The sequence below is a fragment of the Micromonospora sp. IBHARD004 genome (genome assembly GCF_052814115.1).
On record NZ_CP199934.1, the window covers coordinates 451,702 to 474,424 of the forward strand.

Sequence of the window (22,723 nt, forward strand, 5' to 3'; positions counted from 1 at the left end):
GCCGACGATGGCCGCGCCCCACGCTCCGGTCGCCGGGTGCCGGTCGAACCGCGGGCGGCTGCCGACGGGCACCGTGGTGGTTCGTCGCGGTGACTCGGCCGCGGTCGCCGGGCGGTCGTACCCGACCAGGCCGCCGGGCCGCCGAGACCCCCGCCGTCCGGCCGGCGCCACACTCCCCGACGACCTCCGCCACGCCGCGACGCCCGTCCGGCGGGCGGTGGCCCGATCCGCCGGAGCCGGCGGGGGGCCTCGTCCCCGCCGGGTCGGGGCATCCGCACCGGGACGAACGGTCCTGCTGGCCGCCGTGGTGGGCGGCGGGATCGGTGGTGGGGCGGCCGGCCCGGTGGCCGCGGTGGTTCTCGCCGCCTACGGCGCGTTGGGAGTGCGTGCCGTGCTGCGCCGTCATGCCGGACGGCACGCTCGGCGGGCCCGTCGGCGGAGTCTGGACCAGCTCGGCGGTCTCGCCGCCGACCTACGGGCCGGGTTGCCGGCGACGGCCGCGCTCGGCGGTCCGGTGCCCGGGCGACCGGTGCTCGGTGGGCCAGCGTCCGCGCCGCCGGCGCTCGGTGGCGCGATGCGGGCGACGGCCGCGGGAGCGCTCGCGGGCGGGGACCTGGTCGCGGGCGCCCCGCCTCCCGTGGACGGCCTGGCACCTGCCCCTCCCGGCAGCCCCGGTCGCCGCTTCGCACCCGATGGCGGCTCGCCGAAAGGCGCGGTCCTGGACGGGTCGGAGCGGGTCGCCGAGCTGGCCCGGGCCGCCGTGCGGCTGGCCGACCGCACCGGCGCTCCCCTCGCCGAACTGCTGGAACGGATCGAGGCTGATGCCCGGGCCGCGGACCGTGGGCTCGCCGCGGCTGCCGCCCAGGCCGCCGGCGCGCGAGCCACCGCCTGGCTGCTCGCCGCTCTGCCGCTCGGCGGCATCGGGCTCGGCTACGCCATCGGGGTCGACCCCGTCGCGGTGCTGCTGCACACGCCGGTCGGTGGCGCCAGCGCGGTCGGGGCCGTCGCGCTGCAGATCGGCGGGCTGCTCTGGGCGGAACGGCTCGGCGCGGCCCCGGGGCGGGCCGGCTGATGCCCCGGCAGGCGTTCGCGGCGAGCTGCCTGGTCGGGGCGGCGCTGCTCGTGATCGTGGCCGGCTCGCCGGCCGTCCGACCAGGCCGACGTCTCCGCCGGCTGGGCTCGTCGGAGGGCGGGGCCGGGCGGGCCCGGCCGCTCTGGTGGCCGGACCGGACCCGGCTCGGCGCCGGGCTGGCCGGAGTGGCGGCCGCGATCGTCGTCGCCGGCTGGGCGGGCCTGCTCGTCGGGGTGCTGGTCGGGCTCGCGGCGGATCGCCTGCTCCGCCGGATCGAACCGCGCGCCGCCCGGGACCGGCGACTACGCGAGACCGCCGACCTGCCGCTCGCCGCCGACCTGCTCGCGGCGGCCCTCCGCGCCGGAGCGCCGCTCGACCGGTCGGTGCTGGCGGTCGCCGAGGCGCTGGGCGGGCCGATGGCCGACCGGCTCGGCCGGGTCGGTCGGACGCTGCTGCTCGGTGGCGAGCCGGCGGAGGCCTGGTCGCAGCTGCTCCCCGTGCCCGGCGCGGAGAGTCTGGTGGCCGCCGCGCTCCGCTCGTCCAACAGCGGCGCCGCGCTGGCCGGCGCCCTGACCCGGCTCGCCGACGATCTGCGGTCCGACCGCTCCACCGCGGCCGAGGCGGCGGCCCGCCGAGCGGGCGTGCTCATCGTGCTGCCGCTCGGGCTCTGCTTCCTGCCCGCCTTCATTCTCGCCGGTCTGGTGCCGGTGATCGTCGCCGTCCTCGGCGACGTGCTCTGACCCTACGAGGAAGGGAAACAACATGCGGAAACTCTTCGCCCGCCTGCGCGGCGACGCCGGGATGAACACCGCCGAGTACGCCGTGGGCACCCTCGCCGCGGTGGCCTTCGCCGGCATCCTGCTCAAGGTGCTCACCTCCGGCAACGTGCAGTCCGCGCTCACCGCCGTCATCGACCGGGCACTGAAGTGACCGGGCGCCGGCCGGCCGGCCACCGATCGTGGGCCCGGCAGCGGACGGCCGGGTCGGACCGGGGCTCGTTCACCGCCGAGCTGGCGGCCGGCCTGCCGGCGCTGGTCCTGCTGCTCCTCGCCGGCCTCACCGCGGTCAACGCGGTGACCACCAGGGGCGGTTGCCTGGACGCGGCCCGGGAAGCGGCGCTGGCCGCGGCCAGAGGTGAGCCTGGAACGACAGCCGGCGCGCGGTACGCGCCACCCGGCGCCGACGTGACGGTCACCGTCACCGGTGACCGCGTCACCGCCACGGGCCACGCTCCGGTCCGCGCCCTGGGGGCGCGGCTGCCCCGGCTCACCGTGTCCGCCACCGCGGTCGCCGCCGTCGAACCCGGCGCCCCGGCAGCACGACCGTGACGGCGGGAGACAGCCTGCGGGCGAACCGGGCCAGCGCGGCCACGGAGCGCGGCGGCGCGACGGTCTGCCTGCTCGCCGTGGGGCTGGTGTTCGTGCTGGTCGGCCTCTTCGGCGCGGCGCTCGGCGCCGCCCGGACGGCACGGCAGCAGGCCCGGGTCGCGGCGGACTTCGGGGCGCTCGCCGGCGCCGGTCGGGCGCTCGACGGCGAGGCGGCGGCCTGCGGGAGGGCCGGGGAACTGGTCGGCGCCAACGCCGCACGACTCTCCGCCTGCCGCCTCGACGGGCTGGACGTGCTGGTCACGGCGGAGGTCACGGTCACGCCGCTGCCCTGGCTGACCCGCACCGCCACCGCGACCTCCCGGGCCGGCCCGATCCGAGGCTGACCCCGCCGAGCCGGGCTGACGGGCCGATTTGCCGACCGGGCCGGTCAGCTGAGCGGCTTTGCCGGCCGGGTCGGTCGGGGCGCGGTGAGCTGCCGTGCCCCGACCGGTGACGGCTCAGCGGGCCTGGAGGGCGTCCAGGCCGACCGCCATGGCGATGACGAGTCGCCGGTCGATCTGCGGGTTCTGGATCTCCACCACGTACCGGTCGCGCAGGCCCCACTTCTTGACCACCGAGAACACCGGCTGGCCCCCGGCGACGAAGTCGAAGTGGTACGGCAGCCAGGACAGCGAGTCGACGAAGCGGCGCAGCAGCGCCACCGGCAGGCTCCGCTCCTGGCCCGTGATCTGCGGCAGGCCGGCCTGCTCGACGTGCCACGTCGACCGCAGCAGCGACTGGGCGAAGTCCTTGCGGAACAGCCCGATCGGGTTGCCGGCGTGGTCGGTCACGTCGTACGTGGCACCGAGGTCGAGCCGCTGACGGGCCTTGAAGCCGAGCAGCGGGGTCTGCTTGGAGTCGTCCGTGTAGATGGTCACCTGCTCCTTGAAGGCGAGCCGCTTCTGCTGCGCGAACGCGAGCAGCTCGCCCTCCGAACCGTCCGGCGCCACCGCGCGGACCTCGTACTGGTTGACCATCATCCGGATCCGCTGGCGGATGAAGAACTGGTGCTGGGTCTGCAAGGCATCGAGCTGCATGCGATCTCCTTCGAGGGGTAACGCCGGAGTCTCGCACAGCCGAGCCCTCAACGTCCGCCCTCGATGGTCGCCTTCACCGCCCAGGCGTTCGGCACCTGGTGGATGCCGCGCAGTCGTTCGTTGATCTGCTCCAGGCGTTCCGCCCGCGCCAGGCCGGCCAGCGCGGCGCCCAGCGCGATCTGCTGGTCGGGGGTGAGCTCAGGGCGTTTCGGTCGCCGCGCCGGGGCGGTCCGGGATCCGCTCGTCCTGGCGCGGCAGGGCCGGGGCCGGGCCTGCGGGAGCGTTGCCGTCCGGCGGCATCGGCGGGACGGGGGCCGCCGGGGCGGCGTCCTCGGGCGGCAGGTTGGCGAGGACCACGTCGAGGACCTTCACCGCGTCGGACTTGGACAGCGGGTTGTTGCCGTTGCCGCACTTCGGGGACTGCACGCAGGACGGGCAGCCCGACTCGCAGCCGCACTCGGCGATCGCGTCGCGGGTGGCCCGCAGCCAGGCCGCCGCCGTCCCGTACGCCCGCTCGGCGAAGCCCGCTCCGCCGGGGTGCCCGTCGTAGACGAAGACGGTCGGCGCCTCGGTGTCCGGGTGCACGGCGGTGGAGAGCCCGCCGATGTCCCACCGGTCGCAGGTGGCCATCAGTGGCAGCAGGCCGATCGCGGCGTGCTCGGCGGCGTGCAGCGCCCCCGGGATGTCCGCCGCCTCGATCCCGGCGGAGGCCAGCGACTCCGGTGAGACGGTGAACCAGACCGCGACGGTGCGCAGCTCGCGGGCCGGCAGGTCCAGCGGCCGGGTGTCGATCACCTCGCCGGAGGCGATCCGGCGCCGCTGGTACGACACGACCTGGCTGGTCACGTCCACCTCGCCGAGGAAGAGCCCGACCGGCCCGGCGTCCACGTACGACCGGACCGACACCACGGACAGCGAGGTGACGTCCCGCGCGTGGGTGGACCAGTCCGGCTCCTCGGCGTGCACCAGTGCGCAGCCGTCGGCCAGGTCGAGCGAGTCGACCACGTAGGAGACGCCCTGGTGCAGGTAGACCGCGCCGGAGTGGATGAGGAAGTGCGACGAGCCGCCGTCGACGGTGCCGAGCAGCCGTCCGGTGGACGCCTCCACCACGCAGACCGGTGCGCCGCCCTCGCCGCGCAGGTCGACCTCGGGGCGCTCCCGGTGCCGCCAGTACCAGCCGGTGGGCCGTTGCCGCAACGCGCCGGCCGCGACGAGCGAGTCGACCGCCTCCTTCGCGCCGTCGCCGAACAGCTCCAGGTCGGCGGGGGTGAGCGGGGCCTCCGCCGCGGCGCAGGCGAGCTGCGGGGCGAGCACGTACGGGTTGGCCGGGTCGAGCACGGTCGCCTCGACGGGCCGCCCGAACAGCGCCTCCGGGTGGTGCACCAGGTAGGTGTCGAGCGGGTCGTCCCGGGCCACCAGCACGGCCAGGGCCTCGTCGCCGGAGCGGCCGGCCCGGCCGGCCTGCTGCCAGAGCGACGCCCGGGTGCCCGGCCAGCCGCAGATCAGCACCGCGTCCAACCCGACCAGGTCGACGCCGAGTTCGAGGGCGTTGGTGGAGGCGAGGCCGAGCAGGTCGCCGTGGAGCAGCGCGCGTTCCAGCTCGCGCCGCTCCTCGCGCAGGTAGCCGGCCCGGTAGGCGGCCACCCGGTCGCCGAGCCCGGGGACCGCCTCGTCCAGGGCGCGCCGGGCGTTCGCCGCGACCACCTCGGCGCCCTTGCGGGAGCGGACGAAGGCCAGCGTGCGTACCCCCTCGGCGACCGTGTCGGCGAGCAGGTCCGCGGTCTCCCGCAGCGCCGACCGGCGGACCTGGATGAGGTCGGCCTCCGGGGCGTCGGCGGCGGCGGGGAGCAGCGGCGGCTCCCAGAGCGCGAAGGTCACCCCGCCGCGCGGGGAGGTGTCCTCCGTGACGGCGGCCACCGGCAGGCCGGTGAGCCGCCCGGCCGCCGTCGCCGGGTCGCCCGACGTCGCGGAGGCCAGCACGAAGACGGGGGTACGACCGAAGCGGGCGCACTGCCGGCGCAGCCGGCGCAGCACGTGCGCGACGTGCGAGCCGAACACGCCCCGGTAGGTGTGGCACTCGTCGATCACCACGTAGGCGAGCCGGCGCAGGAAGCCGGACCAGTGCGCGTGCCCGGGCAGGATGCCGTGGTGCAGCATGTCGGGGTTGGTCAGCACGAACCGGGAGTGCCGGCGGATCCACTCCCGCTCGGCGCGCGGGGTGTCCCCGTCGTAGCAGGCGGGGCGTACCCCGTCGAGCTCCAGGCCGGCGACGGCGCGCAACTGGTCGGCGGCGAGCGCCTTGGTCGGCGCCAGGTAGAGCACGGTGGCGCGCGGGTCGGCGAGGAGCGTGCTCAAGGCGGGGAGCTGGTACGCCAGCGACTTGCCGGACGCGGTGCCGGTGGCCACCACGACGTGCTCTCCGGCGTACGCCAGCTCGGCGGCCTCGGCCTGGTGCCGCCAGGGGGCGACGACGCCGCGGCGGGCGAACGCCGCCCGCAGCTCCTCCGGGGCCCACGCCGGCCACGGCGCCGGCTCGCCGGGGCGGGCCGGCACCCGCTCGACGTGGGTGACCGGGTCGGCGGTGTGCCGGGTGCGCAGCCGACGCAGCAGCTCGGCCGACGGTCGCCCGGGGCCGGTGCCTGCGGATACGGTGGCGGCGGAGGTCACGTCCTGCACTCTCGCACTGGTGTTCGGAATTGGGAACCCGGGGCCGTGGGTATGGGGGAGCCTCCGCCGGTGACCCCGCCAGGGCCCGGGGGCGGGATGGTTAGATGCCCAGGAGAGTCTACGAGGAGGACCGATGGAGCTGTCGCTGGCGACCCGCACCGTGGGGGAGCACACGGTGCTCGAGGTCGGCGGTGAGGTGGACGTCTACACCGCGCCGCGGCTGCGGGAACGGCTCCTGGAGTTGATCGACGGCGGGGCCCGCCGGGTGGTGGTGGACCTGGGCCGGGTGGACTTCCTCGACTCGACCGGTCTCGGCGTGCTGGTCGGCGCCCTCAAGCGGCTCCGCTCGGCCGGTGGCTCGTTCGCCCTGGTCTGCGACAAGGAGCCGCTGCTCAAGATCTTCCGGATCACCGCGCTGGACCAGGTCTTTCCCCTGCACCCCACGGTCGACGCGGCGATCAGCGCCGACCCGACCGGCGCCGGCGCGTGATGGCGACCGTCAAGCTCTCCTTCTCGCCCGCCCCGGTGCACGTGCGCACCGCCCGTCTGGTCGGGGTCGCGGTGGCCCGCCGGGCCGGGGTACGCGAGGACCTGCTCGACGAGGTGCGCCTGGCGATCGGTGAGGCGTGCACCCGGGCGGTGGCCCTGCACCGCCAGTACGGCCTGGCCGACCCGGTGCTGGTGGAGATGTCCGACTCCGGGGCCTACACGGTGCGGGTGGTGGACCGCGCCCCGATCGAGGCCGGCATCGGCCTGGCCGCGCTGCCCCCGGACGAGTTGGCCAAGGAGTCGCTCAGCGAGGACGCGCTGACCACCGGCGTCGGCTTCGCCCTGCTCGCCGGCTTCGTCGAGGATCTCCAGGTCCGCCCGGTCGAGGAGGGCATCGGCACCGAGGTCCGGATGGTGTGGCCGGTCGGCCGCTGACCTGACAGTTCGTCCCCACCGGCCGCGTTCCCGCTCGGGAGCGTGGCCTCGTCGTGCTGGCCGGCCTATATATCAGATATTTCCTCTTAACACAGTTACGAAGATCATCGAGACACGGCGCCCCCTCGGTGTGACCTCCAACACTGTGGAGGGCTACAGTACCCGGGTTGTCAGCAAGTGACCCGTCCCGCAGCCAGCGGGAATGGGTGTTCATCGCTGGTCCGCGGTGGTGGGTTGGCGTGCGCTGGCGAGTTCGCATCCAGGCGTCGGCCCGTGCGTCTCCACGGCCGGCGCGAGTGTTCGGTACAGGAGGACATAGATGTCCGGGACCTTGGCCGCCGACGGCGGCGCACTGTCCCTTACCGGAGCCAACGTGACGTACGTCGTCATCGCCGCGGTCATCGCGCTGGTGGCGCTCGTCTTCGCCGCCGCCTTGACCAAGGCGGTGCTGGCAGCCGGTAAGGGCACCACCAACATGCAGGAGATCTCCGGGGCGGTGCAGGAGGGCGCGTCCGCGTACCTGTTGCGCCAGTTCAGGACCCTGGCGATCTTCGTGGTGATCGCCGTCGTGCTGCTCTTCCTGCTGCCGGTGCACGACACCGACGGCAACGAGACCCTGGTGAAGATCGGCCGGTCGGCCTTCTTCGTGGTGGGCGCCCTGTTCAGCGCCTTCATCGGCGGCGCCGGCATGTGGCTGGCCACCCGCGCCAACCTGCGGGTCGCCGCGGCGGCCCGGGAGCGTGAAGGCGGCCGCGAGGGCGCCATGAAGATCGCCTTCCGGACCGGCGGCGTGGTCGGCTTCCTCACCGTCGGGCTCGGCCTCTTCGGCGCGGCGCTGGTCGTCATCCTCTTCCGGGGCGACGCCCCGACCGTGCTGGAGGGCTTCGGCTTCGGCGCCGCGCTGCTCGCCATGTTCATGCGGGTCGGCGGCGGCATCTTCACCAAGGCCGCCGACGTCGGCGCCGACCTGGTCGGCAAGGTCGAGCAGGGCATCCCCGAGGACGATCCGCGCAACGCCGCCACCATCGCCGACAACGTCGGCGACAACGTGGGCGACTGCGCCGGCATGGCCGCCGACCTCTTCGAGTCGTACGCGGTCACCCTGGTCGCCGCGCTGATCCTGGGCCGCGCCGCGTTCGGCGAGGACGGCCTGGTCTTCCCGCTGATCATCTCCACCGTCGGCGTGCTCGTCGCGATCGTCGGCGTCTTCATCACCCGGCTGCGCGCCTCCGACCGCAACGGTCTGACCGCGATCAACCGGGCCTTCTACATCTCCGCGGTGCTCTCCGCGGTGCTGGTGGCGATCGCCGCCTACGCCTACCTGCCGGCGACCTTCGCCGAGCTGGAGGGTGGGCTCACCGACGTCGACCGCAACCCGCGGCTGGTGGCCATCGGCGCCGTGATCATCGGTATCGTCCTGGCCGCCGCGATCCAGGCGCTGACCGGCTACTTCACGGAGACCAACCGGCGCCCGGTGCAGGACATCGGCAAGAGCTCGCAGACCGGCGCGGCCACCGTCATCCTCGCCGGCATCAGCGTCGGCCTGGAGTCGGCGGTCTACTCGGCGCTGCTGATCGGCGCCGGCGTCTTCGGCGCGTTCCTGCTCGGCGGCAGCTCCATCACACTCTCGCTCTTCGCGGTCGCGCTGGCCGGCACCGGCCTGCTCACCACCGTCGGCGTGATCGTCGCGATGGACACCTTCGGCCCGATCTCCGACAACGCCCAGGGCATCGCGGAGATGTCCGGCGACATCGACGAGCACGGCGCCCGGACGCTCACCGAACTGGACGCGGTCGGCAACACCACCAAGGCGATCACCAAGGGCATCGCGATCGCCACCGCGGTGCTCGCCGCGACCGCGTTGTTCGGGTCTTACACCGACACGCTGCGCAGCTCGTACGAGGATGCCGGGGTCGGTGACGCCGCGGCGGAGATCCTGAACGCGCTGAACGTGGCCAACCCGCGCAACCTGGTCGGCCTGATCATCGGCGCGGCGGTGGTCTTCCTCTTCTCCGGCCTGGCCATCAACGCGGTCTCCCGCTCGGCCGGCGCCGTGGTGATGGAGGTCCGCCGGCAGTTCCGCGAGCTGCCCGGGATCATGGACCGCACCCAGCGCCCCGAGTACGGCAAGGTGGTCGACATCTGCACCCGGGACGCGCAGCGCGAGCTGATGACCCCCGGTCTGCTCGCCATCCTGGCGCCGATCGCGGTCGGCTTCGGCCTCGGCCCGGGCGCGCTGGCGTCCTACCTGGCCGGCGCGATCGGGGCGGGCACGCTGATGGCGGTCTTCCTGGCCAACTCCGGTGGCGCCTGGGACAACGCGAAGAAGCTGGTCGAAGACGGCGCGTACGGCGGCAAGGGCTCCGACTCGCACGCCGCCACGGTCATCGGCGACACCGTCGGCGACCCGTTCAAGGACACCGCCGGCCCGGCGATCAACCCGCTGATCAAGGTGATGAACCTGGTCTCGCTGCTGATCGCGCCGGCCGTGGTGGCCTGGAGCGTGGGCGACGACCGGAACACCCCGCTGCGGGTGACGATCGCCCTGGTCGCCGCGCTGATCATCGCCGCGGCGGTGGTGTTCAGCAAGCGCAAGGGCGTCGCGATGGCGGACTCCGGCACCGGCACCGACGCCGGCGCGGGCAGCGCGGAGGAGCGTCCCGAGCCGGTCAACGCCTGAGGGCCCTGACGGGCAGCGGTTCCCGGTCGGCGGAGGCCGGCCGGGAACCGTCCTTCTCCGGTCCGATCGGTGAAACCTGACCGGTGGCAGTTCCATCGGAAGGCCGTACGCTGCTTCGCATGCGTACGCGCCGGGCGGCAACCGCCGGAAAGCTCACGGTGGTCCTGGCCACGCTCGCCCTCGTCCTCGCCGGCTGCGGCGGCCCCAGCCCCCGGGCCTGGGCCGCCTCGGTCTGCGAGGCGCTCACCCCCTGGCGCGCCGAGATCAACAAGCTGACCAGCAGCACCCAGGAGCAGATGACCGCGCAGACCACCCCGGCCCAGGCCAAGGAGAACCTGGTCCGGCTCTTCGCCGGCGCCGAGCAGGCCAGCGAGACCGCCCGCCGCAAGGTCGAGCAGGCCGGGGTGCCGGAGACCGACCACGGCGAGGAGATCTCCGCCGGCTTCCGGGCCTCGCTGAGCAAGATGCGGGACGCCTACGGTCGGGCCCGGGACACCATCGACGGGCTGGACACCGGGGAGGCCACCGCCTTCTACAACGGGGTCCGGGCCGCGGTGGAGACGCTCAACAAGGAGTACGACGCGAGCGCGCTGGACACCGGCAAGCTCAGCTCCACCGAACTCAAACAGGCCTTCGACGAGGTCCCGGAGTGTCGCTGACGCCACCTTTCCCCGACCCGGTCCGCCAGCTCTCGCTGTTTTCCACCGAGGCGGCCGACCCCTCCCTGGCGGACCTGGCCGGCCTGCTCGCCGGGCCGGGGGAGGTGGTCCGGATGGGCGGCACGGCCCGGCTGTCGGTCGTGGTCGACGCCGCCTGGCGGGTGCACGTGCTGGTGGCCGAGCTGGCCGCGCGCGGGGTGCCGGCGAGCTGGGAGCCGACCGAGGACGGCCGGCACCTGGTCCGCACCGCGTACGCCAGCACCCTGGCCCCGCTCGCCGTGGCCTGGCTGCGCGGCGCCGTGAAGCGACCGCCCGCCGGGTTCCACCTCAACGGTCGCCGGCTGCGGCTCTGGCTCGCCGCCGCCGGGGCCGCCGACCCACCCGGCTTCCTGCTCCGGCTCGGCGCCGGGGACCAGTCCTGCTGGCCGCAGGTGCGGGCGGCGCTGGCCGCGGTCGGCCTGCCCGGAGCGCTCCTCGATCCGGGGGCGGGCGGGCCGGCGTACCGGATCACCGGGCGCCGGCGGCTGGCCCGGCTGGCCGAGCTGGTGGGTGACCGCCCGCCCGCCGCGCCGGCGGCCGACTGGCCCGGCGCCCCCGCCTGAGCCCGGCGCGACCTCCACGCCCGCGGGGCCCGGGTGGCCGGTCGCCGCGGGCCGCAACCCCGTCGGCTGTCCGATCACGGACACCGCCCGGGTGGCGGTTTGTCCAGGAAAACGGACGGGTGACTCCTCGGCCGAGGGTCCGTGATCGTCACAGTGGCCCGCTCGGTGGCCTGGCCGCGGTGTACGGTGGCGCCGTCCGGCGGGAGTGTCCGCGCGGCCGGGCCGGTGGCCGCCACGTACCGACCGGTTTACCGCCCGCGAAACCCGAAACGCGGCCGGCGCGTTACGTTGGACGTCCGGGCCGCCGGTGGTCCGGCCGGTGCAACACGGCCCGAAACGGGGCATGGAGCAGGAGTGAGGTCGGAGAGAGACGTGCCGAGCAACGCTGGAACCACCCGTCTGGTCATCGTCGAGTCACCGGCGAAGGCCAAGACGATCTCGGGCTACCTCGGCCCGGGATACGTCGTGGAGGCCAGCTTCGGCCACGTCCGGGACCTCCCGCGCAACGCCGCCGACGTGCCGGCCAAGTACAAGGGCGAGCCCTGGGCCCGGCTCGGGGTGGACGTCGACAACGGCTTCCAGGCCCTCTACGTGGTCTCCGCCGACCGCAAGCAGCAGATCAGCAAGCTGGTGAAGCTGGCCAAGGAGGTCGACGAGATCTTCCTGGCGACGGATGAGGACCGCGAGGGCGAGGCGATCGCCTGGCACCTGGTGGAGACCCTCAAGCCCAAGGTGCCGGTCAAGCGGATGGTCTTCCACGAGATCACCAAGCCGGCGATCCAGGCCGCGGTGGCCAACCCGCGCGAGATCGACCGGGACCTGGTCGACGCCCAGGAGGCCCGGCGCATCCTCGACCGGCTGTACGGCTACGAGGTCTCCCCGGTGCTGTGGAAGAAGGTCATGCCGAAGCTCTCGGCGGGCCGGGTGCAGTCCGTGGCGACCCGGATCGTGGTCGAGCGGGAGCGCCAGCGGATGGCCTTCCGCACCGCCGAGTACTGGGACATCCTGGCCACCCTGGCCGTCGCGAACGTCGGCGAGGGGCCGCGCGCCTTCAACGCCACCCTGATCGCGCTGAACGGCGACCGGATCGCCACCGGCAAGGACTTCGAGCCGACCACGGGTCGGGTGCGGGCCGGGGCCGGCGTCGTGCACCTCGACGAGGGCGGGGCCAGGGGTCTCGCCGCCCGGCTGGAGGGGCGGCCGTTCACGGTCACCCGGGTCGAGGAGAAGCCCTACCGCCGCCGCCCGTACGCGCCGTTCATCACCTCCACGTTGCAGCAGGAGGCGGCCCGCAAGCTGCGGTTCTCGTCGCAGCAGACGATGCGCACCGCGCAGCGCCTCTACGAGAACGGCTACATCACCTACATGCGTACCGACTCGGTGAACCTGTCGGAGACCGCCATCTCGGCGGCCCGCCGGCAGATCGTCGAGCTGTACGGCGAGCGCAGCGTGCCGCCGGAGCCCCGCCGCTACACCGGCAAGGTGAAGAACGCGCAGGAGGCGCACGAGGCGATCCGCCCGGCGGGGGACAACTTCCGCACCCCGGGCGACGTGGCCAAGGAGCTGTCGGCCGAGGAGTTCAAGCTCTACGAGCTGATCTGGCGGCGCACCATCGCCTCGCAGATGACCGACGCGGTCGGGTCCAGCGTCTCGGTGCGGATCCGCGCGGTCTCCTCGTCGAGCGAGGAGGCCGACTTCGGCGCGACCGGCAAGACCATCACCGACCCGGGCTTCCTCCGCGCCTACGTCGAGTCCAGCGACGACGAGAACGCCGAGGCCGAAGACGCCGAGCGCCGGCTGCCCGCCCTGGTCAAGGACCAGCCGCTGACCGCCGACGAGCTGGCCGCGCAGGGGCACCACACCCAGCCGCCGTCGCGCTACACCGAGGCGTCCCTGGTCAAGGCCCTCGAGGAGCTGGGCATCGGCCGCCCGTCGACGTACGCGTCGATCATGCAGACCATCCAGGACCGCGGCTACGTGACCAAGCGCGGCCAGGCGATGATCCCCACCTTCCTGGCGTTCGCGGTGATCGGGCTGCTGGAGCGGCACTACCCGCACCTGATCGACTACGACTTCACCGCCAGCATGGAGAACGAGCTGGACGAGATCGCCGGCGGGGAACACGCCGCCGTCGACTTCCTCACCTCCTTCTACTTCGGCAGCACCAACGGCACCGGCGACCGGGCCATCGCCCACGCCGGCGGGCTGAAGAAGCTGGTCACCGAGAACGTCAGCGAGATCGACGCGCGCAGCGTCAACTCGATCCCGCTCTTCACCGACGACGAGGGGCGCGAGGTCGTCGTCCGGGTCGGCCGGTACGGGCCGTACCTCCAGCGGGCGGTGCCCGGCGAGCAGCCGGCGGCCCCGGCGGAGGGCGAGGAGGGCGGCGGCCAGGGCGACCGGGCCCCGATCCCCGAGGGCCTGGCCCCGGACGAGCTGACCCCGGAGAAGGTGCACGAGCTCTTCCTCGGCGGCGGGGGCGAGCGCAAGCTCGGCGACGACCCGGCGACCGGCGAGCCGATCGTGCTCAAGTCCGGCCGGTTTGGCCCGTACGTGGCCAGCGGCGAGCGGAAGTCGTCGCTGCTGCGCTCGCAGACGCCGGACTCGCTCACCTTCGACGAGGCGCTGAAGCTGCTCAGCCTGCCCCGGCTGGTCGGCGTCGCCCCGGACGGCGTCGAGGTCTTCGCCAACAACGGCCGCTACGGCCCGTACGTCAAGCGCGGTGACGAGTTCCGCTCGCTGGACTCCGAAGAGAAGATGTTCACCGTCACGCTGGACGAGGCGCTCGCTCTGCTGGCCGCCCCGAAGGCGCGCCAGCGTCGGGCCGCCGCACCCCCGCTGCGCGAGATGGGCAACGACCCGCTCACCGAGCTGCCGCTGGTCATCAAGGACGGCCGGTTCGGGCCGTACGTCACCGACGGGGAGACCAACGCGTCCCTGCGGCGCGCCCAGACCCCGGAGGCGCTGACCCTGGAAGAGGCCTCCGAGATGCTTGCCGAGAAGCGGGCCAAGGGGCCGGCGCCGAAGAAGAAGGCGGCGGCGAAGAAGGCCGCCCCGGCCAAGAAGACGGCGGCCAAGAAGACCGCCGCCGCCACCAGGTCGACGGCCGCCAAGAAGACCACCACCGCCAAGGCGACCACGGCGAAGAAGGCCCCGGCCAGGAAGGCGGCCCCGAAGAAGGCGGCCGCCGCCAGCCCCATCGAGGAGTGACGGTCGCCGACCGCTGCCCCTAACGGCTGAAATGCCCTGTTTGGCCGCAGGGCTCTGGCGGACGCTCCCTAACGTGAGGGAATGGTCGCAGCTGTCGCCACGCGCCGCCGGGTGCTCCTCGGCGCGGCGGCGGGAGCGCTGCCGCTCGCCGTCGCCGTCGTCGGCTCCCAGGCGGGGGACGCCGGCGGACCCGCGCCGACGGACACCGTCGAGTCACCGGTCCAGCGGCGGACCCTCGCCCCCGGGTCGTCCACCGTGCCGGCCCGGGATCCCGCCGGCCGGCGGATCGTGCGGATCGTCGCCGCCGGCGACGTCCTGGTCCATCCGGAGGTGACCGCCCAGGCGCGCCGGGACGCCGCCCGGACCGGGCGCCCCGGAGGCCTGGACTTCGCGCCGATGTTCGCCGGGGTCGCCCCGGCCGTCGGCGGAGCCGACCTCGCGCTGTGCCACCTCGAGACGCCACTGGCCGATCCCGCCGGCCCGTTCTCCGGCTATCCGTCGTTCAACGCGCCCCCGCAGGTGCTCGACGGGGTGCGCTCCGCCGGCTTCGACGGCTGCTCGACCGCCTCCAACCACACCCTCGACCAGGGCGCCGACGGGGTGGCCCGGACCGTCCGGGCGCTCGACGCCGCCGGGCTGGGCCACACCGGCAGCGCCCGGGGCGCCGCCGACGCGGCCACCCCCCGGATCTACCGGGTGGGCGACGTCCGCGTCGCCCACCTGGCGTACAGCCTGAACTTCAACGGGCTGAGCCGCCCACCGGGCCAGCCGTGGCTGGCCAACCTCATCGACCCGCCCGAGATCCTTGCCGCCGCCCACCGGGCGCGGGCCGCCGGCGCCGACATCGTCGTGCTCAGCCTGCACTGGGGTACGGAGTACCAGCACCTGCCGGACGCCGACCAGCAGGCCTGGGCGCGGCGGTTGATCTCCTCGCCCGACGTCGACCTCATCCTGGGGCACCACGCCCACGCGGTGCAGCCGTTCCAGCGCTTCGGCGACAAGTGGGTGGTCTTCGGGATGGGGAACGAGCTGGCCCGGCATGCCGAGCCGGTCAACGACAACCGCGAGGGTGTGATGGCCCGGGCCACCTTCACCGAGACCGCCCCCGGGCGCTGGACGGTGACCCGGATGGAGGCCCTGCCCACCTGGACCGACCTCGCACCGGACCTCCGACTGGTCGATCTCACCGCGGCGTTGGCCGACCCCGCCACCCCGGCGGGCGTGCGGGGCGACTACCGGGCGGCGTACGAGCGGGTGCTCGGCTATGTCCGGGCCCTCGGCGCCGGCCGGGATCAGGTGGTGGCGCCGGGCGGCTGAGCGCCGTCGCCGAGGACCCGGTCGAGGTAGTCGTTGGCGAAGCGGCGATCGGGGTCCAGGCGGTCGCGGACCGCGAGGAAGTCCCGGAACCTCGGGTAGGCGGGGGCCAGGCTGGCCGCGTCGCGCCAGTGCAGCTTGCCCCAGTGCGGCCGACCACCCAGCTCCGTGGCCACCTCCTCGAACGCCCGGAAGTACGGCTCGTAGGGCGCGCCGACGTACTGGTGGATGGCGAGGTACGCCGAGTCGCGGCCGTACCCGTGCGACAGCCAGATGTCGTCGGCGGCGGTGAACCGGACCTCGACGGGGAAGAGCACCTTGAACGGGAGCCCGTCGACGATCCGCCGGAGCGCGTCGAGCGCGGTGGGCAGGACGGCGCGGGGCAGGGCGTACTCCATCTCGACGAAGCGGACCCGGCGCGGCGTGCAGAAGACCTGGTCGGAGCGGCCGGTGTAGGTGCGCTCGGTGAGCGCCCGGGCGGAGACCGCGCTGATGCCGGGGGCCAGCGCCGGCACGGCGCGGCCGAGCCGGCAGGCCCCGGCGAAGACGGTGTTGGCCAGGAGCTCGTCGTCGAGCCAGCCGCGCCACCGGGGCAGCGGCCGGTCGTCGGCCGGCACCCGGTCGTTGGTCTTGACCTGCACCCGGGAGGTGTACGGGAACCAGTAGAACTCGACGTGGTCGTGCCCCTCGATCAGGGCGGGCAGCTCGGCGAGGACCGCGTCCAGCGGCGCCGGCCGTTCGTGCGCGCGGAGCACGAAGGCGTCGACGCAGCGCAGGGTGACCTCGACCAGCACCCCGACCGCGCCGAGGCCGACCCGGGCGGCGGCGAAGACGTCCCGGTGCTCGTCGGCGGAGCAGCGCAGCACCTCGCCGGTGCCGGTGACCAGGGTCAGCGCCGTGACGAAGGTGGAGAGGCAGCCGAGGCGGGCGCCGGTGCCGTGGGTGCCGGTGGAGAGCGCCCCGGCGACGGTCTGGGCGTCGATGTCGCCGAGGTTCGGCAGCGCCAGGCCGTGCCGGGCGAGCAGGTCGTTGAGGGCGTGCAGGGTCATCCCGGCCGGCACGGTGACCAGCCGCCGGGCGGTGTCGACGGTGACGCCGGTATCCAATTCGGTCAGCTCGAGGCGGTCCCCCTCGGTGAGGGCGGCACCGGTGAACGAGTGCCCGCTGCCCACCGCCCGGATCCGCCGGCCCGCCGCGGCCGCGGCCCGGACGGCCTCGGTGACCTCCTCGACACTTCGGGGGCGCAGGATGGCGGTGGCGGTGCTGTGCTGGTTGCCGGCCCAGTTGGACCAGACGGGTGGCGTACCGGCCATGGACGCTCCTCGACATGAATATGAACTGACTTCATATCAGGAACGTTGTACCTGGTAAATACCGCAACCGGGGCCCGTTCGTTGTACCGGTAGTCACGGTCTCGTGACGTGCAGATATGTTCATCCGTCGAAGGGGGGTGGCGAGTGTCCACACCAGCCGCCACGACCGGGCCGCTGCGCCGCGTACCGGTGCAGGGTCGAAGTGTCGCGCGGGTCCAGCGAATGCTGGACGCCTGTGCCGAGCTCGTCGACGAGGTGGGGTACGAGGGACTGACCACGACCCTGCTCGCCGAGCGCGCCGAGGTGGCGATCGGGTCGGTCTACCAGTTCTTTCCGGACAAGCGGGCGATCGTGCAGGCGTTGACCCTGCGCACGATGGAGTCCTACCTCCAGCGGCTCGACGAGCGCTTCGCCTCCGACGACCTGACCCACTGGTGGGACGGCGTCGACGCGGGCATCGACGAGTACATCACGATGCACCGCACGGTTCCCGGGTTCCGTACCCTGCACTTCGGCGACGTGGTCGACCTGCACCTGCTCGATGAGCAGCGGGACAACAACGGCGTGATCGCCGACCAGTTGGCCAGGGTGCTGACCGAGCGCTTCGGCCTCGACGCTCCCGATCTCCATTTCCACCTGGAGATCGCGGTCGAGGCCGCCGACGCCCTGATCAAGCTGGCGTTCCGTCGCCTGCCCGAGGGCGACGAGCGGGTGCTGGTGGAGGCCAAGGCGCTGATCCGGGAGTACCTGCACGGCCAGGTCGACGCCCGGGCCGAGGTCGCGCAGCCGAACTGAGCACGGCACCGCCGTCCGTGGTGCGTCGGCCGGTGGCAGGAAGCGTGGAGCCCGGGGTGCGACCGGGTGGTTCGACGAAAATCCTTCCCGGGGGCGACCGGGAGGTTCGGCGACAACCCGTCCGGGGTGCGACCGGGATGGGAAGAGCGACAGAACGGCCCGGGGTGCGCCGGGCGACACGACCGGCACCGAGGGTCGGGTGGCAGCTCAGAGGAACGCCCGACCCTCGCCCCGGTAGGTGGGGACGGTCGCGACCACCACGTCGCCGTCCACCAGGTGCAGTTCGTTGACGTGCTCGCAGAGCTCGCCGGCCTTGGCGTGCCGGAACCAGATCCGGTCGCCGACCCGCAGGGTTGCCGCCGCGGCGCCGGCCAGCGGGGTCTGCACCTCGCCGGCCCCCTCGGGGCCGAGCAGCTTCAGCCCCGCCGGCAGCCACGGGCGGGGCAGCCGGCTGTCGGCGGCGGGGCCGGAGGCGATCCAGCCGCCGCCGAGCACCGTCGCCAGGCCGGGTGCCGGCCGGCGGACCACCGCGCAGGCGAAGAAGGCCGCCGGGGTGGGCCGCCAGGCGCGGTACGCGTCGAAGAGCGTCGGCCCGTACAGGCCCGATCCCGCGGTGACCTCGGTGACCGCGGGATCGGCGCTCGTCGCGGCCACGCTGCCGGTGCCGCCGCCGTTGACGAATTCCAGGTCGGCGTGGTCGCGTACCGCGGCGACCGCCGCCGCGCGCCGGGCCAGCAGCTCGCGGTACGACCCGCGCTGGGCGACCCGGATCGCCGTACCCAGCACGGCCTGGCCGGGCGGCGCGTCGCCGAGGCCGGCGATCTGCGCCTCGTACGACATCAGGCCGACCAGCCGGAAGCCCGGCCGGCCGGCGACGGCGGCCGCGAGCGCGCCGGCGGCCCGGGCGCTGTGCACCGGGGAACGGCGGACGCCGACGTGCACCCGCCCGCCGAGTGGTCGCCAGGAGGCGTCCAGGTCGAGGCAGACCCGCAGCGCCGGCCGGCGCCCGGGCGGGCACACCGCGTCGACCAGGTCGAGCTGTTCGGTGCCGTCCACCATCAGCGTCACCGTCTCGGCGAGCGCCGGGTCGGCGGCCAGCTCGGCGAGGCCGCCCCGGTCCGCGGTGGGGTACGCCACCAGCACGTCGGTCGAGACGCCGGTCCGGGCCAGCCAGATCGCCTCGGGCACGGTGAACGCCATCACCCCCCGCCAGCCGGGCCGGTCCAGCGCCCGGGTCAGCAGGTCCCGGGAGCGGACCGACTTGCTGGCGACCCGGACCGGCTTGCCGCCCGCCCGGTCGACCAGCGCGGTCGCGTTGGCGTCGAAGGCCGCGAGGTCGACCACGGCGTACGGCGGGTCGAGGTGGGCGGTCGCCCGATCCAGGCGGTCGCGAAGTTTGTCACTTTCGGTGGCCACGTCTGCACGCTAACTGTCTGGGCGTCAATGCGAAATACCCTCGCGTCTGTCCGGGCTGCGGTCGGTGGTGGCCGCGGCCTAGGCTCGGCGAGCAGGCGAATGTCGCGGGTGGGGTCGTTACCCACCGGGACTAGAGTGTTCCACCGGGGATGCCCAGCTCTGGGCCGGCACGTGGAGGTACGGCCATCGAAAGCCAGAAGAACGGCGAGTCGCCCGGCGTGTCGTCGCCCGGTAGCCAGGCCGACCGGTCCGGCGCCGCCGCGATCCGCTCGGTGCTGCGCATCCGGCCGTTCCGCCGGCTGTGGATCGTGCTCGGCGCGGCCTCCTTCGGCGACTGGCTCGGCCTGCTCGCCACGTCGGTCTTCGCCGCCGCGCAGGTCTCCGGCAGCACCGCGAAGGGCGCCGCCTTCGGCAGCCTGATCGCCGTCCGGCTGCTGCCGGCGCTGCTGCTCGGCCCGGTGGCCGGCGTCTTCGCCGACCGGTTCGACCGGCGCTGGACGATGGTCATCTGCGACCTGCTGCGCTTCCTGCTCTTCGCCTCGATCCCGCTGCTCGCGCTCACCGGCGCCAGCGGCGGCGTGGTGGTCAGCTGGGCGGCGGTCGCCACCTTCCTGATCGAGACGATCACCCTGCTCTGGATCCCGGCCAAGGAGGCCGCGGTCCCGAACCTGATCCCGCGGGCCCGGCTGGAGACAGCCAACCAGCTCACCCTGATCACCACGTACGGCCTGACCCCGGTCGCGGCCGCGATCGGCCTGGCGGTGCTCGACCGCAGCGTGCGGGGCCTCGCCGACGGGGAGATCCCCGGCTGGGCCGAGCCGGCCCAGCTCGCGCTCTGGTTCAACGCCTTCTCCCGGCTGGCCACCGCGCTGGTGGTGGCGTTCGGCATCAAGGAGATCAGCCAGGCCCGGTCCGGCGAGCCGGAACGCACCGAGCAGAGCATGATGAGCCAGTTCACCGAGGGCTGGCAGTTCATCAAGCAGACCCCGCTGGTCCGCGGCCTGGTGCTCGGCATCTTCGGCGCGTTCGCCGGCGGCGGCATCGTCATCGGCACGGCCAAGTTCTTCGCCGCCTCGCTCGGCGCCGGTGACGCCGCCTTCTACATGCTCTTCGGCGCCATCTTCATCGGCCTGGCCGTCGGCATCGGGCTCGGCCCGATGATCGTCCGGGAGATGTCCCGGCGCCGCTGGTTCGGCATGAGCATCGTGCTGGCCAGCGCCTCCGTGCTGGTGCTCGCCTTCGCCATCCACCTGTCGATGGCGATCCTCGGCGCGATCCTGGTTGGCGCGGGCGCCGGGATGGCCTTCCTCGCCGGCACCACCCTGCTGGGCGGCGAGGTCGCCGACGAGGTGCGCGGACGGGTCTTCGCGGTGGTGCAGATCGGCACCCGGCTGGTGCTGATCCTGGCCATCGCGCTGAGCAGCCTCCTGGTCGGCGTCGGCGGCTCGCGCAAGCTGACCATCGCCGACCTGGGCGTCTCCGTCTCCTCGACCCGGCTGCTGCTGCTCGCCGCCGGCGCCGCCGGCATCTTCGCCGGGATCAGCGCCTTCGGCCAGATGGACGACAAGAAGGGCGTGCCCGTCCTGGCCGACCTCTGGGGTTCGATCCGGGGTCGTCCGCTGATGCCGACCGAGCCCTTCGTCTCCAGCGGCCTGTTCGTGGTCTTCGAGGGGGGCGAGGGCGCCGGCAAGTCCACCCAGCTCCTCGCGCTCGCCGAGCGGCTGCGCGAGCAGGGCCGGGACGTGGTGGTGACCCGCGAGCCGGGCGCCACCGGCGTCGGCGAGCGGATCCGCTCGCTGGTGCTCGACAACGCCGGCGCGGAGGCGCCGTCGCCGCGCGCCGAGGCGCTGCTCTACGCCGCGGACCGGGCCCACCACGTCGCCACCGTGGTCCGCCCGGCGCTGGTCCGGGGCGCGGTGGTGATCAGCGACCGGTACGTCGACTCGTCCCTGGCGTACCAGGGCGCCGGCCGTACGTTGCCGGTGCAGGAGGTCTCCTGGCTCTCCTCGTGGGCCACCGGCGGGCTCAAGCCCGACCTGGTGGTGCTCCTCGACGTCGACCCGCGCACCGGCCTGTCCCGGGTCGAGTCGCGCAGCCAGGCCGCCGACCGGCTGGAGACCGAGTCGATCGCCTTCCACGAGCGGGTCCGGTACGCCTTCCTCGACCTGGCCGCCGCCGACCCGAAGCGCTACCTGGTGCTCGACGCGTCCCGCCCGGTCGAGGAGATCGCCGACGCGGTGACCCGGCGGGTGGCGGAGTTCCTGGTCAACCCGACCGCCATCGTGCACCCGCGCCCGGCGCACGGGCCGGACACCACGGTCCAGCCGGAGTTATCCGACGCGGAAATGGTGACCATGGAGCATCCCACCTGATGCCGGACGTCTTCGCCGACCTGGTCGGACAGGACGAGGCCGTCGACACGCTGCGCCGCGCCGCCGCCTCGGCCGCCGCGCTGTTGCGCGCCTCCACCGTCCCGGCGCCGGACCGGCCGGCCGGCGGTGACCCGGGCGCCGGGATGACGCACGCCTGGATCTTCACCGGTCCGCCGGGCTCCGGCCGCTCGGTGGCCGCCCGCGCGTTCGCCGCCGCCCTCCAGTGCGTGCACGGCACCGGCTGCGGTGAGTGCCCCGGCTGCCACACCACCCTGACCGGGACCCACGCCGACGTCCGGCTCGTGGTGCCCGACGGGCTCTCCATCGGCGTCAACGAGATGCGCGCCCTGGTGCTCCGGGCGGCCAGCACGCCCTCCGGCGGGCGGTGGCAGATCGTCATCATCGAGGACGCCGACCGGCTCACCGAGGCGGCCGGGAACGCCCTGCTCAAGGCCATCGAGGAGCCGCCGCCGCGAACGGTCTTCCTGCTCTGCGCCCCGTCCACCCACCCGGACGACATCTCGGTGACCATCCGCTCGCGCTGCCGGGTCGTACCGCTGCGGCAGCCGTCGGCGGCGGCGGTCGCCGCGGTGCTCGTACGCCGGGACGGGATCGCGCCCGACGTGGCGGAGTGGGCAGCAGCGGCCGCGCAGGGGCACGTGGGCCGGGCCCGGCGGCTGGCCCGCGACCCGGAGGCGCGGCAGCGCCGCGACGCCGTGCTCGCGGTGCCGCGCCGGCTGACCGGGGTGGGCGCGGCATTCGACGCCGCCTCCGCGCTGATCGAGGCGGCCGAGGCGGAGGCCGCGGCGTCGGTCACCGAGATCGACGAGACGGAACGGTCGGCGTTGCAGACCGCGCTCGGCGCGGGTGGCACCGGCCGCGGTGCGGCCGGTGCGATGCGCGGCGCCGCCGGCCAGCTCAAGGACCTGGAGAAGCGGCAGAAGTCGCGGGCCACCCGGGCCCAGCGGGACGCCCTGGACCGGGCCCTGGTCGACCTGGCCGGTTTCTACCGGGACGCGCTCACCATGGCGCTGCGGGCACCGGTCGCGCCGGTGCACACCGACACCGCCGCGCTGGCCGGAGCGGGCGCCCAGAAGTGGGACGCCGAGGGGGCGCTGCGCCGGCTGGAGGCCGTGCTGGAGTGCCGGGCGGCGATCGAGGTGAACGTGAAGCCGCGGATCGCGGTGGAGGCGATGATGCTCGCCCTCTGGAAGGGCTGATCCACCCCCACCGACCGTCGTCCACAGGGCATCGACAGTCGCGATTGGTGTGCGGTACGGTCCGGTGTGCCGTGG

19 protein-coding genes are annotated in these 22,723 nt (G+C 74.3%); 15 read left to right on the forward strand and 4 right to left on the reverse strand.

Annotation, left to right across the window (positions count from 1 at the left end; all coding sequences use genetic code 11):
• Window positions 1-7 precede the first annotated feature (7 nt).
• Genes ACTWO6_RS02165 through ACTWO6_RS02185 form a run of 5 tightly spaced genes read left to right on the forward strand, consistent with a single transcriptional unit; the run spans window position 8 to window position 2,783 of the window.
• Window positions 8-1,072, forward strand: coding sequence for a hypothetical protein (locus ACTWO6_RS02165; RefSeq protein WP_446220532.1), 1,065 nt, complete (start codon window positions 8-10; stop codon window positions 1,070-1,072).
• Complete coding sequence (locus tag ACTWO6_RS02170) at window positions 1,072-1,812, forward strand: type II secretion system F family protein (protein WP_446217958.1); 741 nt, start codon at window positions 1,072-1,074, stop codon at window positions 1,810-1,812. Before ACTWO6_RS02165 ends, ACTWO6_RS02170 begins: the two co-directional genes overlap by 1 nt.
• Before the next feature lie 22 nt (window positions 1,813-1,834).
• Window positions 1,835-2,002: a DUF4244 domain-containing protein gene (locus tag ACTWO6_RS02175; RefSeq protein WP_088997060.1), complete on the forward strand. Its 168-nt coding sequence runs from the start codon at window positions 1,835-1,837 to the stop codon at window positions 2,000-2,002.
• Complete coding sequence (locus tag ACTWO6_RS02180; protein WP_446217959.1) at window positions 1,999-2,400, forward strand: TadE family type IV pilus minor pilin; 402 nt, start codon at window positions 1,999-2,001, stop codon at window positions 2,398-2,400. The genes ACTWO6_RS02175 and ACTWO6_RS02180 overlap by 4 nt, the downstream gene beginning before the upstream one ends.
• Window positions 2,397-2,783, forward strand: a complete 387-nt coding sequence (locus tag ACTWO6_RS02185; protein WP_446217960.1) for an Rv3654c family TadE-like protein — start codon at window positions 2,397-2,399, stop codon at window positions 2,781-2,783. Before ACTWO6_RS02180 ends, ACTWO6_RS02185 begins: the two co-directional genes overlap by 4 nt.
• 114 nt (window positions 2,784-2,897) lie before the next feature.
• Here ACTWO6_RS02185 and ACTWO6_RS02190 read toward each other — a convergent pair whose 3' ends face one another.
• Together ACTWO6_RS02190 and ACTWO6_RS02195 are read right to left on the reverse strand one after the other, a co-directional pair.
• Entirely contained in the window at window positions 2,898-3,476 is a 579-nt protein-coding gene (locus ACTWO6_RS02190) for a hypothetical protein (RefSeq protein WP_446217961.1), read from the reverse strand.
• A gap of 198 nt (window positions 3,477-3,674) precedes the next feature.
• Window positions 3,675-6,143 (reverse strand): DEAD/DEAH box helicase, encoded by a 2,469-nt coding sequence (locus tag ACTWO6_RS02195; RefSeq protein ID WP_446217962.1) that lies wholly within the window; start codon window positions 6,141-6,143, stop codon window positions 3,675-3,677.
• A gap of 133 nt (window positions 6,144-6,276) precedes the next feature.
• Between ACTWO6_RS02195 and ACTWO6_RS02200 the strand changes: the two genes are divergently transcribed.
• The 7 genes from ACTWO6_RS02200 to ACTWO6_RS02230 all read left to right on the forward strand — a co-directional run bounded on the left by ACTWO6_RS02200 (window position 6,277) and on the right by ACTWO6_RS02230 (window position 15,535).
• Window positions 6,277-6,633, forward strand: coding sequence for an STAS domain-containing protein (locus ACTWO6_RS02200; protein ID WP_089011584.1), 357 nt, complete (start codon window positions 6,277-6,279; stop codon window positions 6,631-6,633).
• A complete protein-coding gene (locus ACTWO6_RS02205) occupies window positions 6,633-7,067 on the forward strand; it encodes an ATP-binding protein (RefSeq protein ID WP_446217963.1) in 435 nt (144 codons plus the stop codon). The genes ACTWO6_RS02200 and ACTWO6_RS02205 overlap by 1 nt, the downstream gene beginning before the upstream one ends.
• Window positions 7,068-7,386: 319 nt before the next feature.
• Window positions 7,387-9,747 carry a sodium-translocating pyrophosphatase gene (locus ACTWO6_RS02210; protein ID WP_446217964.1) on the forward strand — a complete coding sequence of 787 codons (2,361 nt, stop codon included), beginning with the start codon at window positions 7,387-7,389 and terminating at the stop codon, window positions 9,745-9,747.
• 119 nt (window positions 9,748-9,866) lie between these two features.
• On the forward strand, window positions 9,867-10,406 hold the full coding sequence (locus ACTWO6_RS02215; RefSeq protein ID WP_446217965.1) for a hypothetical protein: 540 nt from the start codon (window positions 9,867-9,869) through the stop codon (window positions 10,404-10,406).
• Window positions 10,397-11,008, forward strand: coding sequence for a hypothetical protein (locus tag ACTWO6_RS02220; protein WP_446217966.1), 612 nt, complete (start codon window positions 10,397-10,399; stop codon window positions 11,006-11,008). Before ACTWO6_RS02215 ends, ACTWO6_RS02220 begins: the two co-directional genes overlap by 10 nt.
• A gap of 372 nt (window positions 11,009-11,380) precedes the next feature.
• A complete protein-coding gene (gene topA / locus ACTWO6_RS02225; RefSeq protein ID WP_446220533.1) occupies window positions 11,381-14,218 on the forward strand; it encodes a type I DNA topoisomerase in 2,838 nt (945 codons plus the stop codon).
• 81 nt (window positions 14,219-14,299) lie between these two features.
• Window positions 14,300-15,535: a CapA family protein gene (locus ACTWO6_RS02230; RefSeq protein WP_446217967.1), complete on the forward strand. Its 1,236-nt coding sequence runs from the start codon at window positions 14,300-14,302 to the stop codon at window positions 15,533-15,535.
• Here ACTWO6_RS02230 and ACTWO6_RS02235 read toward each other — a convergent pair.
• Complete coding sequence (locus ACTWO6_RS02235) at window positions 15,511-16,845, reverse strand: D-arabinono-1,4-lactone oxidase (protein WP_446217968.1); 1,335 nt, start codon at window positions 16,843-16,845, stop codon at window positions 15,511-15,513. The two genes, ACTWO6_RS02230 and ACTWO6_RS02235, sit on opposite strands and share 25 nt — an antisense overlap.
• A 222-nt stretch (window positions 16,846-17,067) precedes the next feature.
• On the opposite strand from ACTWO6_RS02235, the gene ACTWO6_RS02240 reads away from it, so the two are divergent.
• Window positions 17,068-17,640, forward strand: a complete 573-nt coding sequence (locus tag ACTWO6_RS02240) for a TetR/AcrR family transcriptional regulator (RefSeq protein WP_446220534.1) — start codon at window positions 17,068-17,070, stop codon at window positions 17,638-17,640.
• A 207-nt stretch (window positions 17,641-17,847) separates the two neighbouring features.
• Here the strand turns inward: ACTWO6_RS02240 and ACTWO6_RS02245 are convergent, their stop codons facing one another.
• The gene (locus ACTWO6_RS02245) at window positions 17,848-19,056 is read right to left on the reverse strand and encodes an amino acid deaminase/aldolase (protein WP_446217969.1); all 1,209 of its coding nucleotides are present in this window, start codon (window positions 19,054-19,056) and stop codon (window positions 17,848-17,850) included.
• Window positions 19,057-19,364: 308 nt separating this feature from the next.
• On the opposite strand from ACTWO6_RS02245, the gene tmk reads away from it, so the two are divergent.
• Window positions 19,365-21,428, forward strand: coding sequence for a dTMP kinase (gene tmk, locus ACTWO6_RS02250; RefSeq protein WP_446220535.1), 2,064 nt, complete (start codon window positions 19,365-19,367; stop codon window positions 21,426-21,428).
• Window positions 21,428-22,648 (forward strand): DNA polymerase III subunit delta', encoded by a 1,221-nt coding sequence (locus ACTWO6_RS02255; RefSeq protein ID WP_446217970.1) that lies wholly within the window; start codon window positions 21,428-21,430, stop codon window positions 22,646-22,648. Before tmk ends, ACTWO6_RS02255 begins: the two co-directional genes overlap by 1 nt.
• Window positions 22,649-22,723 lie beyond the last annotated feature (75 nt).

Bases quoted from the DNA above. Each gene is read 5' to 3' on its own strand.
- ACTWO6_RS02165 (WP_446220532.1), top strand. From the start codon at position 8: ATGGCCGCGCCCCACGCTCCGGTCGCCGGGTGCCGGTCGAACCGCGGG.
- ACTWO6_RS02170 (WP_446217958.1), top strand. From the start codon at position 1,072: ATGCCCCGGCAGGCGTTCGCGGCGAGCTGCCTGGTCGGGGCGGCGCTG.
- ACTWO6_RS02175 (WP_088997060.1), top strand. From the start codon at position 1,835: ATGCGGAAACTCTTCGCCCGCCTGCGCGGCGACGCCGGGATGAACACC.
- ACTWO6_RS02190 (WP_446217961.1), bottom strand. From the start codon at position 3,476: ATGCAGCTCGATGCCTTGCAGACCCAGCACCAGTTCTTCATCCGCCAG.
- ACTWO6_RS02200 (WP_089011584.1), top strand. From the start codon at position 6,277: ATGGAGCTGTCGCTGGCGACCCGCACCGTGGGGGAGCACACGGTGCTC.
- ACTWO6_RS02205 (WP_446217963.1), top strand. From the start codon at position 6,633: ATGGCGACCGTCAAGCTCTCCTTCTCGCCCGCCCCGGTGCACGTGCGC.
- ACTWO6_RS02210 (WP_446217964.1), top strand. From the start codon at position 7,387: ATGTCCGGGACCTTGGCCGCCGACGGCGGCGCACTGTCCCTTACCGGA.
- ACTWO6_RS02215 (WP_446217965.1), top strand. From the start codon at position 9,867: ATGCGTACGCGCCGGGCGGCAACCGCCGGAAAGCTCACGGTGGTCCTG.
- ACTWO6_RS02230 (WP_446217967.1), top strand. From the start codon at position 14,300: ATGGTCGCAGCTGTCGCCACGCGCCGCCGGGTGCTCCTCGGCGCGGCG.
- ACTWO6_RS02235 (WP_446217968.1), bottom strand. From the start codon at position 16,845: ATGGCCGGTACGCCACCCGTCTGGTCCAACTGGGCCGGCAACCAGCAC.
- ACTWO6_RS02240 (WP_446220534.1), top strand. From the start codon at position 17,068: ATGCTGGACGCCTGTGCCGAGCTCGTCGACGAGGTGGGGTACGAGGGA.
- ACTWO6_RS02255 (WP_446217970.1), top strand. From the start codon at position 21,428: ATGCCGGACGTCTTCGCCGACCTGGTCGGACAGGACGAGGCCGTCGAC.